Genomic DNA, 16,539 nt, shown 5'->3' with positions numbered 1-16,539 from the left:
TCAGCCCGCCGTTTCCTGCTCGACCACGTCGCGCAGCTGACTGCGCGAGGCGACCCCCAGCACCGGGAACGCCTGGTAGAGATGGGTGCCCACGGTGCGCGGCGACAGGAAGAGGCGCTCCCCGATCTCACGGTTGGTCAGGCCCTGTGCGGCCAGCCGGACGATCCGCTGCCGCTGCGGGGTCAGGGACCTGAACGCGCTGCGCGTGGAGGATTCGACGGCGACGCCGGCGGCCCGGAGCTCCGCCTGGGCCCGGTCGCTCCACTGCACCGCGCCGAGCCCGTCGAAGATCTCGCGGGCCTTGGTCAGGCACTCCCGCGCCTCGGCGATCTGCCGCTGCCGGCGCAGCCACTCCCCGTACTCCAGCCAGACCTGGGCGTGCTCGAACGGCCAGCGCCGGCCCACCGGGTCCTCCAGGGCGCGCCGGAAGGACGGTCCGGCCTCGGCAGGCTCGGCGAGCAGCGCGGCGGCCCGGTGCAGGATCTGCCGCAGACGGGGTGAGGCCCCGTCACCGACTTCGGAGTTCACGCACCTCAGGACTGCCTCGGCGTCCTCGGCGCGGCCGACGAGCACTGCGGCGGCGGCGAAGTCCGCGACGGCATAGCACGACAGGTGGAAGTGGACCGGCGCGCCCGCCCCGTCGAACAGCGCCCGCAGATGCCGGAAGGCCGACGCGTGGTCGCCCAGGGCCACGGCCGCCAGGCCCGCGGCGCGGCGGGCGCGGGCGACGGTGGCGAGCACACAGCCGGGCTCGGTCGCGGCCAGCGCGGCAGTGGCGTGGCCCAGGGCGAGTCGGGGCTCGCCGGTGAGGGCGTACAGGGTCGCCAGGACGGTGAGCGCGCGGGTGGCTCCGAGGGTGCGCTCACCGGCCAGGAACCGCTGTGCGAGCCGCTCCACCCCGAGCCGGGCGTCGGCCCACTGACCGCTGTCGAGGTTGGCCCAGGCCAGGTCGGCCGCGGTCATCCCGCCGTGGAAGGCGTCGGCGTGCTCCCACTGCGGGTTCGCCACCTCCCCGAGCAGGCTCACTGCGGCCTCGGTCTCGTCGAGCAGCATGCACAGTACGCCCAGCGTGTGGACGTGCGTCGGCGGCTGTCCCGCGGCCGAGGTCACCGTGGGCAGCACGGCCCGGATGGCGTTGCCCCGGCCGAAGGGGTCCATCACGCCCGCGTCCCAGAGGTGGAAGGGGTGGGGCTGCGCCTCGTCCGTCACCCGGTCGGCCAGCCACCGTACGAGCCGTTCCCGCTGCGCTGGGTTGCCCGAGTGGTAGGCGACCCCGGTGGCGATCGTGGACATGCCGGTGTGGACGTCCGCGGGGCCGGGCGGCGCGGCCGGGACCACCAGGGCGAACGCGCGCTCCATGCGCATCATCAGCATCTCCACCAGCCCGGTCAGGCCCGAGATCCACACCAGTGCCGCCGGATCGGTGTTGAGTTCGGTGGCTCTCGCCGCCAGTGCCTCCGCCTGGGCGATGTCGCCGACCAGGACGGCGGCGTACGCGGCCGTGGACAGCAGGCGGGTCTGCTCCGCGGCCGAGGAGTTCAGCTGTGCGGCCCGCTCCAGCCCGGCCACGGCCTCGGCCATGGCACCCCGCGCGTGGGCGCGCATGGCGGTGGCCTCCAGTGCGGCCGACACCGACGCGTCCGGTGCCACCGTCGCGGCCGACAGCTGCCAGGCCCGGCGGTCGGGATCGCCGACGAGCACGGCGGCCAGCGCCAGGTGCGTCTGACGGCGCTCGGCGAAGGGCGCGGCTCCGTAGATCGCCGAGCGGATCAGGGGATGCCGGAAGCTGATGCGGTCCGCCTGGACGCGGATCAGCCCCGCCGTCTCCGCCGGCAGCCACACCTCCATGTCCGTGCCCGGCGGCAGGGCGGCCACCACATCGGCCAGCCCCGCGCCCTCGGCCGCCGCCGCGACCAGCAGTGCCTGGCGGGTCGCCGCGGGCATCGCGTCGACCTGGTCGGTGAAGGTCCGCTCCAGCAGGTCGGTGACGGGTACGTGCCCGGTGGCCGGGAGGGCCCCGTCCCGCGCCGCCGAACGCGCCAGCTCCACCAGGGCCAGCGGATTGCCCGCGGCGGTGGCCAGCACCCGGCGGCGGGTGGAGCCGAGGGGCGGATCCGGCTGGGTGCTGAGCAGTGCGTCCGCGTCGTCCGGCGACAGCGGGGGCACCACGAGCTGCGGGGTCGACGGGTCCAGCCACTCGGGCCGGTGCGTGCCGCGTGCCGCGACGAGCAGGCCGATCGGTTCACCTGCCAGTCGCCGGGCGACGAAGCCCAGCACCTGGCAGCTGCCCGGGTCGATCCACTGGGCGTCGTCGACGGCGAGCAGCAGGCGCTGCGCCGAGGCGGTCTGGGAGGCGAGGGTGAGGACGGCCAGGCTCATCATCATGTGGTCGGGCGGGCTCGGGTCCTCGCCCAGCCCGAAGGCGCTGAGCAGGGCCGCCCGCTGACGGGCCGGCAGGCCGTCCACCCGGTCCAGGACCGGCAGCAGCAGCTGGTGCAGTCCGGCGAAGGCCAGTTCGGTCTCGGCGGCGTTGCCCCGTACCCGCAGCACTTTGGTCCCGCCCCGTACGGCCTCCTCGACCGCCGTGTCCAGGAGCACCGTCTTGCCGACCCCGGGTTCGCCGAGCAGCAGCAGTATCGAGGCCGGTGCGGCTCCCGGTGACAGTGCGGCGCCGATGGCCGCCCGTTCTTCTTGACGCCCGATCAACACGGTATTCCCGGCACCTTCTCACCCGTAGCTGCATCCGCCGTTCGTACGTGAGTGCGGACGGCGCTGTCCGGAGCATACCCGGATCAAACACCCCTCAGAATTCCGCGCTTCCCGCCCGGCCGCGGCGCGGGTTCGAGGGGTGATCGCCCACGGTCGGGGGTGGCGCGCCGGTTCAGCGGACCGCGACCACCACATGGCTCTTGCCGAACTGCCAGACCGTTCCGACGTGCTCGAACCCGGCCTCGCGCAGCAGTGCGAGGTGGTCGGTGAGGGTCAGGTCGTTGCCCTCGCAGCGCGGGTGGGTGCGGCGGTCGCGGGCGGCGAGGAGGGGGGTCAGCTCGGGGTCCGCCCGGACGCCCGACCACCACGACTCCCAGTCCTCGTGCGTGAGCGCCTGCTGGCGCTCGGCGCGTCGCCGCCCGATGTCGACGGCGAGTTCGTGGACCTTGGGGGAGTCCGGTTCCAAATGGTCGCCGTTGACGAGGACCCCGCCCGGGCGGATTCGCCCCGCCAGCCCCTCGTACGTCCGCCGCAGCGCGTCCTCGCCGAGGTAGTGCAGGGCCGTCGTCGACACGGCGGCGTCCACCGGGCGGTCCAGCGCGAGCGCGTCGAGCCAGCCCGGCTCGCCGATCGAGGCCTCGGCGAAGCGCAGGGCCGTCCCGTGGTGCGCCCGCCCGAGCTCCAGCAGCAGCGGATCGGCGTCGACGCCCACGACCTCGGCCTCCGGCATGCGTTCCGCCAGGCGGGCGGCCAGCGATCCCGGTCCGCACCCCAGGTCGAGGAGCAGCGGAGCCGCGTGCCCCGCCGTCACGCGCTCGACCACGTCGGAGATGACCGTGAACCGTTCCTCGCGGTCGACCGCGTAGCGCTGCTGCTGCCGCTCCCAGCGTTCCACCCACCGCGTGGCCGCCACCGTACGCACGTTCATGTTCGTATCCGCTCGTGCTCCTGCCGTTCTCACGGCCCTGAACCCCACATGAAAATCATTGCAGAGTGGTCAGGGTGGTGAGCAACTTCTCGATCTCCTCGCACGTGTTGTGCACGTGCAGGCTCACCCGCACCGATCCGTCCCCCGCCCCGGCGCCGGCCTGGCAGTGTCCGTCGGAGCGGACCATGAAGCCGTGGCTGTAGAGGACGAAACCGAGATCGCGGGACTCGATCTCGCGGTGCCGGAACGCCACGATGCTCCGGCGGCGCTGGACCTGCGAGCCGGCCGCGAGGCTGGAGCGGCAGCCGAGCACTTCGTACGCGCCCATGCGACTCAGGCCGTCCGTCAGCCGGGCGGCCAGCGCCACCGTCCACGCCTCGATCCGCTCCGTGCCGGCCGCGTCGAGCCAGTCCAGGGCCGCTGCCAGGCTCGCGATGCCGACGGTGTTCGGCGTACCGGCCCAGCCGCCCGGCCGGAACTGCGGCCCCCGCCGGCCACGGGCCCAGACCGCGCCCGTACCCGGCAGCGCCAGCGCCTTGTGCCCGGAGAACACCACGAAGTCCACGTCGAGCCGATCGGCCGAGAACGGCAGGTGGCCGATGCTCTGCGCGGCATCGAGGCAGATCGGCACGTCCGGCCCGACCGCCTCGCGGATGCGGTGCACGTTCATGTCCGCCCCGTAGACGTGGTGTACGTGGGTGGCCGCCACGAAACGGGTACGCGGGCCGACCGAGGCGGCGAGCGCCGCCGGGTCGTAGTCGCCGGAGCCCTCCTGGTACGGCAGCTCCCGGACCAGGACCTTCACGCCCTGCCGGGCCAGCAGCTCCCGCACCTCCAGCCACGGCGCGAGATTCGCCTCGTGGTCGGCGAACGGGACGACGATCTCGTCCCCGTCGGTGAGCAGGCCCGCCAGCCAGTCCCGGGCGACGGTCCGCAGCCCCTCGGAAGACCCGCTGGTGAAGTGCACCGACGAGCGGTCCGGCTCGGGGTCGCGCAGGAACGTCTTGACCCGGTCGCGGGCCCGTTCCACCAGCGCCGTGGTGGCGTTGGCCCAGGGGTACGAGCCACGGCCCGCGTTGGCGTTGGAGGTGGTGAGGTAGTGCTGTACGGCGTCCAGTACCGCCTGCGGTTTCTGCGCGGTCGCCGCGCTGTCCAGGTAGGCCAGCGCCGGGTCGGCCACGATGATCGGGAACTGTGCGCGCAGCCGGCGCTGCCAGGAACGCAGCTCCTCCAGAGCGTCCGCCATGTCAGTCGCGTACCAGCGGCGCGCCCGCGTCCCGCCAGGCGATGATCCCGCCCGCGAGGCTGCGTACGTCCGGGTGTCCCATCCGGGTCAGCAGGGCGGCGTAGCGCGCCGACTGCTCGCCGACCGGGCACGCCAGCAGCACGGGCTGCCGCTTGCCGAACGGCAGCCCTCCCCGCAGGAGTTCGTCGAAGAGCTCGTCCACGATGTTCACCGATCCGTCGATGTGCAGCGCCGCGTAGGCGAAGGAGCTGCGCAGATCGATCAACAGCGGCCGCTCCGAAGCCAGCCACTTCTGCGCGTCGGCCACCTCGATGACCCGGGCCGCCCGTACCTCGGTGTCGCTCAGCGCGGTCACGGAGTTCCGTACCCGCGGGCGCCCCAGCAGCTCCGGGCGGCGCTGTTTGACGTAGCCGAGATAGCTCTCCACCCGGTCGCAGACGATGAACACGGCCGTCTTCCGCTCGGTCAGCCCGGCGTCGAGCGCCGTCAGGTGGCGGACGGCTCCGCGGTACGCGGCGCCGCCCGTGGGTCCGGCCAGGATGCCGCAGCGCCGGACCAGGGTGAGCATGCCGTCGATGGCGTCGTCGGCGCTGACCGGCTCGATCTCGTCGTACGTCGCCGGGTCGAAGAGGCCGACCTCGTGGACCTCGTCGATGTTGCGGATCCCGGGGATGAAGTCCGACTTCTCGCCCACCAGCCCGATCACTCTGACGGCCGGATCGTGTGCGCGCAGTGCCCGGGCGACGCCCGTGGAGGAACCGGCCGTGCCGACGCAGGCGAGGAACCAGTCCGGGGCCCGGCCGTCGAGGTCCGCCACGATCTCCGGACCCGTACCCCTCTCGTGTGCCTCGGTGTTCAGGTCGTTGAAGTACTGGTCGGTGTGCAGGTGGGCACTGCCGGACTGGTTGAGCCGCTGGTGGAAGAGCGTGAGCGGATCCTCGGTGTCCATCGGGTCCAGGCATTCGCTGCGGCCCGGCAGCTCCTCGATCTCGGCACCCAGCAGCAGGAGCAGGTCCTTGACCTCCGGTATGCGCATCCGGTTGGTGACGCTCTTGAACGGCAGGCCGTGCATGCCCGCGATGACGGCCAGCGCCTTGGCCGTATTGCCGCTGGACAGCTCCACGATCGTCTCGCGGCGCTCCCGCGCGCCGGGCAGGCCGGCCCGGGCCATGTTCCAGGCGGCCCGGTCCTTCACGGAGCCGAAGGGGTTGAGCATTTCGAGCTTCGCGTACAGATCGATGCGGCTCAGGCCGTGGACGGCCGGGTCGATGCGGACCAGCGGGGTGTTGCCGATGGCCTCGGTGATGCTGTCGTACCTCATGACTGTCCCCCCGGATCGTTGATCGGCCCGTACTCCTGGACCGGCCAGTACTCCTCGTCCAGACACCAGCGCCAGGTGCCCTCGCCTCCCTCCCGGTGTACGGCCACCGCGCGTGCCACCGGCTGCTGCTGGGCGCGGGTCGCACCGAAGTCCATGCAGTACCCGGCCGTGTTGGCGAAGGCGAGCACATCGCCCGGCTGCGGCCGCCGGGGCAGGAACACGGTTCTGCGGGTGATCAGGTCGGCCTCCAGGCAGAGGTTCCCCATGAGGTGGACGGCGGCCGGTTCCGGCGGGCCGGTGCTCCCGCCGTTGCGGGGCAGGAGCACGGGGTCCACGAGGATGCCGTGGTCCTCCAGGGTGACGTCGTTCGCGTTCATGCCGAGGCGGACGAGGGCGGGGCCCGCGTCCTGGTGCCGAACCTCCAGCACCCGGGCCAGGGTCAGTCCGCACTGGTCGGCCAGGGCGCGGCCCGGCTCCGTGTACAGGTCGTAGAGGCTCTCCAGCAGGAGGGTGCCCAGCGGCCGGCCCAGGGTGCGGGCGGGCTGCGAAAGGAGCGCGTCCAGGTAGGCGGCGCCGGCGACCGGGCGGTGGGCGGGGTACAGGCTCAGGGCGCCGCGCAGCGTACCGCCCTCGGCGTGCAGCCCGTACCCGTGACCGCCCCAGGTCAGGGGCGGGCGGCGGCCCATCACGGCTGCGGTGAGCTCGCTGGTGTAGCGGTCCCACTGGGCGGCGTGGGCGAGGTAGCCGACCCCGAAGCCGCCGCCGACGTCCAGGGCGCGCGGCTGGAACCCCCGTGACCGCAGGTCGTCCATGGCACGCAGGCAGCCTTCGAGGGCGATGGCCTTCTCGTCCGGGCTCGTGGTGTCCAGGTGGTACCCGACGCCGACCGGGTCGAGGGAGTCCCGGTGGCGTTCGAGCAGGTCCAGCAGCGGGCCGAGGGCCTTCACGGACGTACCGAAGCGGCTCCGCCGGGAAAGCGTCCTGGGACCCGAGGTCTCGAACTCGCGCAGGCGGAGCAGCACGCGCGGGCGCGGCAGCGCGTAGCGGCGTACGAGGGCCGCCAGGGCCTCCAGCTCGCCCGGGCCGTCGGCGTTCACCGTGATCCCCGACCGGGCGGCGAGCCAGAGGAACGCCGGGTCCTTGGGGCCGGTCGCCATGATGCGGTCCGCGGTGAATCCGGCGCCGAGTGCGCGCTGCAGTTCGCCGAGCGAGGCCACGTCCACGGCCGCGTCCGCCGTGGTGAGGCGCCGGACGAGCGAGCGGGACCGGTTGGCCTTGTGGGCGAAGTAGACCTGCCCGCCGAGGTGGTGGCGGCGGTAGACGGAGCGGAAGCCCGCGGCGTTCTCCGCGATCTGTTCGGGCACGAGGACGTTGAGGGGCGAGCCGAGGGCGTCCACGAGGGCGTGCAGGAAAGGGGCCGCGCCGAGCAGCGCGGCGAGCCGGGGCGCCAGCCGGGGTTCCAGGTACAGGGGGGCGGTGTCCATCCCAGCTTCCTCCCGCGCGCCGATCGTACGTCGATATCCCTCGCGGCCCTGTTCCTGCCCTGCTGGCATGGTTTGGACGCCTGGTGGCGGGAGATGGCCGAAACCCGGCGGTCCGTCAGAGCGTCAGGTGCATGAGGATCTCGTCGCGGTCGTCCCCCGGCGCGACCCGCAGGCCGCCGGGCCAGCGCCCGATCTCGCGCCAGCCCAGACGGCCGTAGAACTCCTCCAGCCCCAGGCCGGCCCGGACGGCGATGTGCATCTGTTCCACTCCCATCTCCTGCCGGGCGAGCTCGCGGACGTGGTGCATCAGCGCCGTGCCGATGCCGCGGCCGCGGAAGCCGGGGTGGGTCATGACGTGGTTGACGACGCCGCAGTGCGCGACGAGCGGATGCGGGTCACGGCGCAGAATCAGCCATCCCGCGAGGCTTCCTCGGACGGTGGCGACCAGCAACCGGGCGCGGTGCGGGTCGAGCCCGTCGATGAGCCGGCCCATGACCGGATCGGCCTGTGCCGTGCTCACGGGCGGCATGGGCAGTTCGCCGTGGATGACGGCGCCGCCCGAGTTGATCACCCGTACCCAACAGTCGACGAGTTGACCCCTGAGCTCTGCGGTCACCTCCCACGGCCGACTGGCCTGCGCGAAACCTGGCGTGTCCTCGGTCCTCATGGAACTCATGGGACTCAGCGTGCCAGAAGCCGGTCGACGGGGAGGCCTTTTTCGTAATGGAATCCATTTCCACAAAGCCTGGCGGCTGCTCCCCGCGGTGGTCAGCCGCCGCCCGGTCCGGGTGCGGTCCGCGCCTGGTCCCACACCGCCAGGAAGGCCAGCCTCAAGCACCCTGCCAGTGCCGGGTGTTCGATGTAGAGGGCGGTGGTCGCGCGCGTCCCGGCCACCGGGTCGGGCATGTCGCACAGCACCAGCGACGCATCCGCGACGATCAGTTTGAGCGGAAGGTCCGGAGCGAAGCGGGACTCCTCGCCCGCCTCGGCGAACCGGCGTACGTTCTCCAGTACTCCGGGATCACCGAGGGCGTCGTGGGTGTACACGGCGCGGGCCGAACCCCCTGCCCGGCGCAGTCGGCGGACCGCCTTGATGCCCTCGTTGTTGGCCGGGGGAGCGACGAACGGCGGCTTGCAGAAACTGAGGAGCTCCCGGGAGGCCTGCTCCTGGATGCTGTCGAACCGCTCGGCTATCGCCCGGGGATCGCGCAGTACCTCGATGTAGTCGAGCGGATCCGTGTGCGTCCGCCCGTCCGTCCAGACCGGAAGCAGCGCCGTGGCGAGCGCGGCCGACACCCCGTCCAACCGTTCCAGGGACTCCCGTTGCAGGGCCATCAGGCGGGCCAGCGCCAGTTCGGGGGCCACCGCGGAGAAGGCCGCCACCCGCCCGGGGCGCAGGACGGCGAGGCGTCGTCGCACGAGGGCGTCCAGCACGTCGTACACGCGCTGGCGGGGGACGTCCGCGGCGCGGGCCGCTTCGGCGGCGGTGTACGACTCCCGCCGGACCAGGGCCAGGTACACCCGCGCCTCGTACCGCGAAAGCCCCAGGGACACCAGGTCGTTGACCGCGCCGTCGTCCAACTCCATGGCACGACACCGTATACGCGGACATCACCGACCGAAAGCAAGCCTTTGCTTTCGGCGGGTAGTCCCTTGGCCCGGCTTGAAATACCTTCATCGGTGGCCACCACCACTGCTCGTGGTGGCAGTCCGCACTGATGAACTCGTGCCACTCGCCACCCGCGTCGACCCTCCGTCCGACATGCCCTGACGCAGAAGCGTCAAGGCGTGTGTCATGTACCTGACATTCCTTGACGGGATCCCCCGGCGCGGCAAAACAACCCCCCATGGAGGGCAGTTCATTGCGCAACGCCCTGTCCCACCGTGCCGCCCGGCCGAGCCGGCGCGGCACGACTGCCTTACTGTCGGCGGTCGCCTTGATATCCGGCGGAATGCTCGCCTTCGCCGCCCCGTCGGTCGCCTCGGCCGGACCCGAGGCAGCAGCCGGCACCGCCCCCGCCGCCGTGCACACCCAGCGGCTCTGCTCGGAGCCCGCCAAGGCCGGCCACATGGCCTGCCACGCGCTGGCCCGCACCGACGTACAGCAGCACCTCGGCCTGGCCCCCGGCATCCTGCCCTCCGGCTACGGCCCCACCGACCTGCAGAGCGCGTACGCCCTGTCGGCTTCCGCCGGCGCCGGCGCGACGGTCGCCATCATCGACGCCTACGACGACCCGAAGGCCGAATCCGACCTGGCGGCCTACCGCTCCCAGTACGGACTGCCGGCCTGCACCACGGCCAACGGCTGCTTCCGCAAGGTCGACCAGAACGGCGGCACCAGCTACCCGACCGCCGACGCCGGCTGGGCCGGTGAGATATCCCTCGACGTGGACATGGTCAGCGCGGTCTGCCCGCAGTGCCACATCCTGCTCGTCGAGGCGAACCAGCCCAGCATGGAGGACCTCGGCGCCGCGGTGAACCGCGCCGTGGCCATGGGTGCCGGGTACGTTTCCAACAGCTACGGCGGCGGCGAGGACTCCACCGACCCCGCCTCCGACGCCTCGTACTTCAACCACCCCGGCGTCGCCATCACCGTCAGCTCCGGTGACAGCGGCTACGGCGTCGAATACCCGGCGGCCTCCCAGTACGTCACCGCTGTCGGCGGCACCTCGCTCAGCCGCGCGAGCGGCACCTCCCGCGGCTGGACCGAGAGCGTCTGGGGCACCAGCGCCGGCGGCAACGGCGCCGGTTCCGGCTGCTCCGGCTTCACCACCAAGCCGTCCTGGCAGACCGACAGCGGCTGCGCCAAGCGCACCGTCGCCGACGTCTCCGCCGTCGCCGACCCGGCCACCGGCCTCGCGGTCTACGACAGCTACCAGGCCAGCGGCTGGAACGTCTACGGCGGCACCAGCGCCTCGGCGCCGATCATCGCCTCCGTCTACGCCCTGGCCGGCACCCCGGCCGCCGGCTCCTACCCGTCCTCCTACCCCTACGCCCGCACCGCGTCGCTCAACGACGTGACCAGTGGCGCCAACGGCTCCTGCTCCGGCAGTTACCTCTGCACCGCCAAGGCCGGTTACGACGGCCCGACCGGGCTCGGCACGCCCAACGGCACCGCGGCCTTCACCGGCGGCTCCACCGGCGGGAACACCGTTACCGTCACCAGCCCCGGCAGCCGCTCCACCACCGTCAACACGGTCGTCTCGCTGCAGATCCAGGCCACCGACTCGGCGAGCGGGCAGACCCTCACGTACAGCGCCACCGGGCTCCCGCCCGGCCTGTCGGTCAACGCCTCCACCGGCCTGATCAGCGGCACGCCGACCACCACGGGCAGCTACAACGTGACGGTCACCGCCAAGGACACCACGAACGCCAGCGGCAGCGCCTCCTTCACCTGGACCGTCACCCCGACCGGTGGCGGCTGCACCCCGGGCCAGCTCCTCGGCAACCAGGGCTTCGAGACCGGCACCGCCCCCTGGACCGCCAGTACCGGCGTGGTCGACAACAGCAGCGGTGAGGCCCCGCGCTCCGGGTCATGGAAGGCCTGGCTCAACGGCTACGGCTCCAGCCACACCGACACGCTCTCGCAGTCGGTGACCGTCCCGGCCGGCTGCCACGCCACCCTCAGCTTCCACCTGCACATCGACACCGCGGAGACGACCACGACGACGGCCTACGACAAGCTGACGGTGACGGCCAACTCCACCACCCTGGCCGGCTACTCCAACCTCGACGAGAACTCCGGCTACACGCAGAAGACCTTCGACCTGTCCTCCTTCGCGGGACAGGCGGTCACGGTCAAGTTCAGCGGTACCGAGGACTCCAGCCTGCAGACCTCGTTCGTGATCGACGACACGGCGCTCAGCGTCAGCTGACCCCCCGCAAGGGCACAGGCAGGACCGGCGGGTCACCCGGACGTCCAGGGTGACCCGCCAACCCGCGCGATCACCAGGAGGACTTCGTCACTCCGGGAAGGAAGCCGGCATGCGCCTGCTGCCTGGCGCGCACCCGGGAGAGGCCGAACTTGCGCAGGTAGCCGCGGGGACGGCCGTCGACGCCGTCGCGGTTGCGTACGCGCGTGGCGCTCGCGTTGCGCGGCTGCCGGTGCAGTTCCGCCAGCGCGGTCCGGCGCTCCTCGGGGGTGGAGGAGGGCCGGCGGATGATCTCTTTCAGTTCGGCCCGCCGGGCCGCGTACCGCCCGACGGTCTCCTTGCGCTTCTCGTTCTGCGCGATCTTGCTCTTCTTCGCCATCAGACCTTCCCTCCGCGGGCGCGGATACGGGCCACGGCCGCCTCGATGCCGATCGTGTCCACCGTCTTGATCGCCTTGGCGCTCAGGGTGAGGCGTACGGTGCGGCCCTCGCTCGGCAGCCAGTAGCGCTTGTGCTGGATGTTCGGGTCGAAGCGGCGCGAGGTGCGCCGGTGGGAGCGGGAGATGTTGTTGCCGAAGCCGGGCTTCGCGCCGGTCAGTTGGCAGTGGGCGGACATGGGTGTGTTACCTGCCTCTCGCTGCGGCCATCACGCGTATTGGTAATGGAAACCATTGCCATATACTAGCCTCATGGCACGCAACGAAATCCGCCCGATCATCAAGCTGCGCTCCACCGCGGGCACCGGCTTCACCTACGTCACCCGCAAGAACCGGCGCAACGACCCCGACCGGCTGGTGCTCAGCAAGTACGACCCCGTCGTCCGCCGGCACGTCGACTTCCGCGAAGAGCGCTGACCGGGACCTCCGACACCCCCGGCATCCCCGACACCCGAAGGACACCGTCATGAAGCCCGGCATCCACCCCGCCTACGGCCCCGTCGTCTTCCGCGACAGCGCCAGCGGCACCGCGTTCCTCACCCGCTCCACCATCACCAGCGCCAAGACCGTCGAGTGGGAGGACGGGCAGACCTACCCCGTCGTCGACGTGGAGATCTCCTCCGCGAGTCATCCCTTCTACACCGGCACCGCCCGCGTCATGGACACCGCCGGCCGCGTCGAACGCTTCGAGCGCCGCTACGGGGGCCGCTGATGGAGCGCGACGCCCGACTGCCCGTCGTCATCGTCGCCGGGATCCACGCCGCCGCCCGCAAGGAGGTGGTCGAACGCCTCCTGCGGGCCGTCCCCGGCAGCATCGCCCTCCACCACGACCTGACCGGCGCGGCCGACGGGACCGTACGCCGCCTGGTCCGCGACGCCACCGGGATCCTGTCCGAGGGCGGGGCGCCGCTGGTCAACGACTGCGCGTGCTGTGCGCTGCGCGCGGACCTCGTACCCGAGCTGGAGCGGCTGGCCGGCGCCGGCCTGACCCGGCTCGCCGTGGTCGAACTGTGGGACTCGGTCGAACCGAAGGCCATGGCCGAGGTCGTCGCCGAGCACGGCGGAGAGGACATGGTGCTCACCAATGTGATCACCGCCGTGGACCCGGCGCTCGTGCTGCCCTGCCTCGCCAACGGCGACGACCTCGCCGAGGCGGGCCTGGCGGCCGCGCCGACCGACCGGCGGACCGTGGGGGACACCTGGGCCCGTCAGCTGGAGTACGCGCCCGTCCTCGCCCTCGTCGACAACGACGAAGCCGACGACGAGGACCGCGCGCTCCTCGCCCAGTTGCACCCCACCGCCCGCCGGGTGGCAGCCGGTTCGGGTGAACTCGTCGAAGCGGCGTTCGCCGGCTTCGACGTGGAGGCCGCCGCGGCGGCGCAGCACCCCGCGTGCGCACTGCTGCCCCAGGACGCCGACGACGCCGGCGTCACCACGCTCGTCTGGCACCGCAGTCGTTCCTTCCACCCCGAGCGCCTCTACCAGGCGCTGGAGGACCTGTGCTGCGCGGCGGCCCGGAGCCGCGGCAGGTTCTGGCTGGCCGACCGGCCCGACACGCTGCTCGCGTGGGACGCCGCGGGCGGGGCGCTGTGCGTGGAGAACGCCGGCCCCTGGCTGGCGTCCCTGCCGGACGCCGCCTGGGAGATGGTCCCGCCGATGCGCCGGGCCGCCGCGGCCCTGGACTGGCACCCCGAGCACGGCGACTGCTGCCAGCACCTCGTCTTCACCTCGCCGGGCCTGGACCGGGACGGACTGGAACGGCTCCTGGAGTCCTGCTTGCTGACGGACGCGGAGTACGCGGCCGGGCCGGACGGCTGGAAGCACCTCCCCGCTGCCTTCGACTCCCTCCTCGACGCCGTCTGAGACGTCCCCCTGGTCAGCAATCCCCGGGTCGCCGCGCGGAGCGGCGACCCACCCACCGAGCAAGGAGAACCCCCGTGGCACGCCGCCAGGAAGCCCGCAAGCCCGTGAAGTCCCGCCCGAACCCGCTCGACGCTGCGAAGATCACGTACATCGACTACAAGGACACCGACCTCCTGCGGAAGTTCATCTCCGACCGCGGCAAGATCCGCAGCCGCCGCGTCACCCGCGTCACCGCACAGCAGCAGCGCAAGCTCGCCGCCGCCGTCAAGAACGCCCGCGAGATGGCGCTGCTCCCGTACGCCGGCCGGTAGGAGCCCGCCCGCACCTGGCCCCGCGCCCGCCGCACGGCCAGGGTCAGGCGGGAGGTGCGCTCCAGCAGCCGGCGGGCGCCCGGCGCGGACACCGACGGATCGGCGTCGAGGTGCTCGGCGATCCACTGCCGCAGCTCGCGCGGATCCGAACGGGTACCGGTACCGGCCTCCTGCGACAGCGGCACGCTGAACCGGCTCTGACTGCCGGGCCGCTGGAGGTACATGACCATGAAACGGGAGACTTCAAGGGCGACTTGGTGGCCGTGGTCCTCGGCGACCAGCGCCGGCGCGAGGTCCATGGACGAGGTGGTGCCGGCGCTCGTCCACATCCGCCCCGAGCGGACGAAGACGGGATCGGGGTCGACTGCGACCCCCGGATGTCCGGCGGCGAGCCGTTCGGCCGTCGCCCGGTGGGTCGTCGTGCGATGGCCGTCGAGCAGACCGGCGGCAGCGGTCACGTGGGCGCCCACGCACACCGAAGCGACCCGGCCCGCCGCCGGTCCGGCCTCGCGCAGCCACGCCACCACGGCTCGATCGACATGCGGCTCGGGGCCGTCGGCCCCCGAGCACGTGGTTCGTCGTGGCGAAGACCTCTGCGGGACCGGTCACATCGAGTGCGTGGATACCGGGGAACAGCGCGAACACGACCACGTGCGGGCCGGACGAAGAGGAGTGCGTGGCCTCGATGTCCGCTCCGCGCGCGAGCGTTCGCAATGACGGGCATCGGCAGGATCCGGACATGGCCCCCGGTGCCGCAGCCGCAGCCGCAGCGGGCCGGGGTCAGCCGCGAGGCGGGGTGAGGAGGACGAAGTCGGCGTTCGACGGGTCCAGGCAGACGGCGAGGCGCCCGACGCCTTCCGCGTCCGCCGGTCCCATCTGCACGCTGCCACCGTTCTCCGTGACCTTGGCGACCGCCGCATCGCAATCGGTGACGGCGAAGACGGGGTGCCAGTACGGCCGTCCGTTCGTCAGCGTCAGGTGCTCCGCCGGCAGCTCCATGAGGCCGCCGTGCATGCGCTCCTCGGGAAGCCCGGCGGGGGTGATGAGGGTGTACGTGCCTGCGCCGCCGGGCAGTTCCGTGTCGTTGAACTGCCAGCCGAAGACGCCGCCGTAGAACTCCTTGGCGGCAGCGGCGTCGGTCGTGTACAGCTCGGTCCACGACAGTGAGCCGGGCTCGTCCACCAGCTCGACGCCCGTGTCCTTCCCCGGCTGCCAGACGGCGAACTGTCCCCCGAGCGGGTCGCTGTACTGCGCCATCCGGCCCCACTCGCCGAGGTCCCTCGTCGCCACCCGGACCGTGCCGCCCGCGCGCTCCACCGCCCGGGTCGTGGCGTCCGCGTCGGTGACGTTGAAGTAGATCATCCAGGCCGGGCGGGCGCCCTCCTCGGTGAGCTTGCCGAGTCCGGCGACGATCTTCCCGTCCTTCCGGAACATCCCGCCCTCCATGTCCTCCCCCTCGCCCATGGACTCGTACTCCCATCCGAGGACGGCGCCGTAGAAGGCCGCGGTGGCCCGCAGATCGGGGGTTCCGAGGTCGAGCCAGCAGGGGGAGCCGGGGGCGAAATCCTTGGTGATCATGGTGAGTGCCTTTCGCGGGACCTGTACGACCTCAGCCTGGCACCGGACACCGGACGTCGCCCGTCGGTATGACCTGGATGCCTCCTCCGGTCGCTGCCGCGCGGGTACGAGCAGCACCCGGCGCAGCGTCGTCCGGCTGACCCGACGACCGGACCCGTCCCCGATCGGTACGCGGATCGGCAGCGGTTCGGCCGGCCCCACCACGTGCGACCCCCTGAGCGTGCACACGGTGTTCGTTCCTGTGATCGACACCTTAGCCATGCAGCGGGCGGGGCCGAGTCGTTCCAGTAGCGTCGGCAGTGGGCAGGGCCACGCACGGCGCTGCCGTCCCCGAGCTTTGTGAGGCGTTCCCGCATGAGCCTGAGCATCCGCAATCAGATCCCCGGTACCGTCACCTCCGTTTCGGCCGGCGAAGCCATGGCGGCAGTGAAGGTACGCCTGGCCGGTGGCCAGGACATCACGGCCGCCATCACCGCGGACGCCGTCAAGGAGCTTGGTTTCGCCGAGGGCTCAGCCGTCAAGGTGCTCGTGAAGTCCACCGAGGTGTCCCTCGCGACCGGCCCCGTCACCGGCGTCTCGATCCGCAACCAGATCCCCGGCACCGTCACCGATGTCGTCACCGGTGGCGCCATGGGATCGGTCAAGGTCTCCGTAGAGGGCGGCGAGCTGACCGCCGCGATCACCAAGGACGCCGTCGACGCGCTGGGCCTGGCCGCCGGCTCCTCCGTCGTCGCCCTGATCAAGTCGACCGAGATCTCCCTCGCGGCCGCCTGATCCCGCACCATCCGCGC

General features: G+C 72.3%; 16 protein-coding genes and 1 pseudogene. 6 read left to right on the top strand and 11 right to left on the bottom strand.

Annotated features, from left to right (window positions below):
* From IE207_RS15505 to IE207_RS15475, 7 genes are all read right to left on the bottom strand, one after another.
* Window positions 1–2,709, bottom strand: a complete 2,709-nt coding sequence (locus IE207_RS15505; RefSeq protein WP_190184792.1) for a helix-turn-helix transcriptional regulator — start codon at window positions 2,707–2,709, stop codon at window positions 1–3.
* A 172-nt stretch (window positions 2,710–2,881) separates the two neighbouring features.
* On the bottom strand, window positions 2,882–3,637 hold the full coding sequence (locus tag IE207_RS15500; protein WP_190184791.1) for a class I SAM-dependent methyltransferase: 756 nt from the start codon (window positions 3,635–3,637) through the stop codon (window positions 2,882–2,884).
* A 55-nt stretch (window positions 3,638–3,692) separates the two neighbouring features.
* Entirely contained in the window at window positions 3,693–4,883 is a 1,191-nt protein-coding gene (locus tag IE207_RS15495) for an aminotransferase class V-fold PLP-dependent enzyme (RefSeq protein ID WP_190184790.1), read from the bottom strand.
* Between the two features lies 1 nt (window position 4,884).
* The gene (locus tag IE207_RS15490; protein ID WP_190184789.1) at window positions 4,885–6,204 is read right to left on the bottom strand and encodes a pyridoxal-phosphate dependent enzyme; all 1,320 of its coding nucleotides are present in this window, start codon (window positions 6,202–6,204) and stop codon (window positions 4,885–4,887) included.
* The gene (locus IE207_RS15485; RefSeq protein WP_190184788.1) at window positions 6,201–7,688 is read right to left on the bottom strand and encodes a Y4yA family PLP-dependent enzyme; all 1,488 of its coding nucleotides are present in this window, start codon (window positions 7,686–7,688) and stop codon (window positions 6,201–6,203) included. Before IE207_RS15485 ends, IE207_RS15490 begins: the two co-directional genes overlap by 4 nt.
* A gap of 115 nt (window positions 7,689–7,803) precedes the next feature.
* Window positions 7,804–8,364 carry a GNAT family N-acetyltransferase gene (locus tag IE207_RS15480; RefSeq protein WP_190184787.1) on the bottom strand — a complete coding sequence of 187 codons (561 nt, stop codon included), beginning with the start codon at window positions 8,362–8,364 and terminating at the stop codon, window positions 7,804–7,806.
* Between the two features lie 92 nt (window positions 8,365–8,456).
* The gene (locus IE207_RS15475; RefSeq protein ID WP_190184786.1) at window positions 8,457–9,275 is read right to left on the bottom strand and encodes a TrmB family transcriptional regulator; all 819 of its coding nucleotides are present in this window, start codon (window positions 9,273–9,275) and stop codon (window positions 8,457–8,459) included.
* Window positions 9,276–9,535: 260 nt separating this feature from the next.
* Here IE207_RS15475 and IE207_RS15470 point away from each other — a divergent pair, with 260 nt between their 5' ends.
* Complete coding sequence (locus tag IE207_RS15470; protein ID WP_268250188.1) at window positions 9,536–11,563, top strand: putative Ig domain-containing protein; 2,028 nt, start codon at window positions 9,536–9,538, stop codon at window positions 11,561–11,563.
* A 70-nt stretch (window positions 11,564–11,633) separates the two neighbouring features.
* Here the strand turns inward: IE207_RS15470 and rpsN are convergent, their stop codons facing one another.
* Together rpsN and rpmB are read right to left on the bottom strand one after the other, a co-directional pair.
* The gene (gene rpsN / locus IE207_RS15465; RefSeq protein ID WP_190184785.1) at window positions 11,634–11,939 is read right to left on the bottom strand and encodes a 30S ribosomal protein S14; all 306 of its coding nucleotides are present in this window, start codon (window positions 11,937–11,939) and stop codon (window positions 11,634–11,636) included.
* Window positions 11,939–12,175 carry a 50S ribosomal protein L28 gene (rpmB, locus tag IE207_RS15460; RefSeq protein ID WP_190184784.1) on the bottom strand — a complete coding sequence of 79 codons (237 nt, stop codon included), beginning with the start codon at window positions 12,173–12,175 and terminating at the stop codon, window positions 11,939–11,941. Before rpmB ends, rpsN begins: the two co-directional genes overlap by 1 nt.
* A gap of 73 nt (window positions 12,176–12,248) precedes the next feature.
* On the opposite strand from rpmB, the gene rpmG reads away from it, so the two are divergent.
* From rpmG to rpsR, 4 genes are all read left to right on the top strand, one after another.
* On the top strand, window positions 12,249–12,413 hold the full coding sequence (rpmG, locus tag IE207_RS15455) for a 50S ribosomal protein L33 (RefSeq protein ID WP_190184783.1): 165 nt from the start codon (window positions 12,249–12,251) through the stop codon (window positions 12,411–12,413).
* 49 nt (window positions 12,414–12,462) lie between these two features.
* On the top strand, window positions 12,463–12,708 hold the full coding sequence (locus IE207_RS15450) for a type B 50S ribosomal protein L31 (protein ID WP_190184782.1): 246 nt from the start codon (window positions 12,463–12,465) through the stop codon (window positions 12,706–12,708).
* Window positions 12,708–13,859, top strand: a complete 1,152-nt coding sequence (locus IE207_RS15445; RefSeq protein WP_190184781.1) for a CobW family GTP-binding protein — start codon at window positions 12,708–12,710, stop codon at window positions 13,857–13,859. The genes IE207_RS15450 and IE207_RS15445 overlap by 1 nt, the downstream gene beginning before the upstream one ends.
* A 74-nt stretch (window positions 13,860–13,933) precedes the next feature.
* Entirely contained in the window at window positions 13,934–14,170 is a 237-nt protein-coding gene (rpsR, locus tag IE207_RS15440) for a 30S ribosomal protein S18 (RefSeq protein WP_190184780.1), read from the top strand.
* A gap of 332 nt (window positions 14,171–14,502) precedes the next feature.
* Here rpsR and IE207_RS33980 read toward each other — a convergent pair.
* A pseudogene (locus tag IE207_RS33980) lies at window positions 14,503–14,694 on the bottom strand (DJ-1/PfpI family protein); the annotation flags it as partial.
* Window positions 14,695–14,950: 256 nt separating this feature from the next.
* Entirely contained in the window at window positions 14,951–15,748 is a 798-nt protein-coding gene (locus tag IE207_RS15430; protein ID WP_190184779.1) for a VOC family protein, read from the bottom strand.
* A gap of 354 nt (window positions 15,749–16,102) precedes the next feature.
* Here IE207_RS15430 and IE207_RS15425 point away from each other — a divergent pair, with 354 nt between their 5' ends.
* Window positions 16,103–16,522, top strand: a complete 420-nt coding sequence (locus IE207_RS15425; protein ID WP_190184778.1) for a TOBE domain-containing protein — start codon at window positions 16,103–16,105, stop codon at window positions 16,520–16,522.
* The last annotated feature ends 17 nt before the right edge of the window (window positions 16,523–16,539 follow it).

Source organism: Streptomyces cirratus (assembly GCF_014650775.1).
Classification (GTDB): domain Bacteria; phylum Actinomycetota; class Actinomycetes; order Streptomycetales; family Streptomycetaceae; genus Streptomyces; species Streptomyces cirratus.
This window is presented reverse-complemented; position numbering and strand designations above follow the sequence as displayed.

Excerpts from the sequence above, each read along its gene's own strand:
- IE207_RS15500 (WP_190184791.1), bottom strand. The coding sequence starts at position 3,637 with ATGAACGTGCGTACGGTGGCGGCCACGCGGTGGGTGGAACGCTGGGAG.
- IE207_RS15495 (WP_190184790.1), bottom strand. The coding sequence starts at position 4,883 with ATGGCGGACGCTCTGGAGGAGCTGCGTTCCTGGCAGCGCCGGCTGCGC.
- IE207_RS15490 (WP_190184789.1), bottom strand. The coding sequence starts at position 6,204 with ATGAGGTACGACAGCATCACCGAGGCCATCGGCAACACCCCGCTGGTC.
- IE207_RS15485 (WP_190184788.1), bottom strand. The coding sequence starts at position 7,688 with ATGGACACCGCCCCCCTGTACCTGGAACCCCGGCTGGCGCCCCGGCTC.
- IE207_RS15480 (WP_190184787.1), bottom strand. The coding sequence starts at position 8,364 with ATGAGTTCCATGAGGACCGAGGACACGCCAGGTTTCGCGCAGGCCAGT.
- IE207_RS15475 (WP_190184786.1), bottom strand. The coding sequence starts at position 9,275 with ATGGAGTTGGACGACGGCGCGGTCAACGACCTGGTGTCCCTGGGGCTT.
- IE207_RS15470 (WP_268250188.1), top strand. The coding sequence starts at position 9,536 with ATGGAGGGCAGTTCATTGCGCAACGCCCTGTCCCACCGTGCCGCCCGG.
- rpsN (WP_190184785.1), bottom strand. The coding sequence starts at position 11,939 with ATGGCGAAGAAGAGCAAGATCGCGCAGAACGAGAAGCGCAAGGAGACC.
- rpmB (WP_190184784.1), bottom strand. The coding sequence starts at position 12,175 with ATGTCCGCCCACTGCCAACTGACCGGCGCGAAGCCCGGCTTCGGCAAC.
- rpmG (WP_190184783.1), top strand. The coding sequence starts at position 12,249 with ATGGCACGCAACGAAATCCGCCCGATCATCAAGCTGCGCTCCACCGCG.
- IE207_RS15450 (WP_190184782.1), top strand. The coding sequence starts at position 12,463 with ATGAAGCCCGGCATCCACCCCGCCTACGGCCCCGTCGTCTTCCGCGAC.
- IE207_RS15445 (WP_190184781.1), top strand. The coding sequence starts at position 12,708 with ATGGAGCGCGACGCCCGACTGCCCGTCGTCATCGTCGCCGGGATCCAC.
- IE207_RS15430 (WP_190184779.1), bottom strand. The coding sequence starts at position 15,748 with ATGATCACCAAGGATTTCGCCCCCGGCTCCCCCTGCTGGCTCGACCTC.
- IE207_RS15425 (WP_190184778.1), top strand. The coding sequence starts at position 16,103 with ATGAGCCTGAGCATCCGCAATCAGATCCCCGGTACCGTCACCTCCGTT.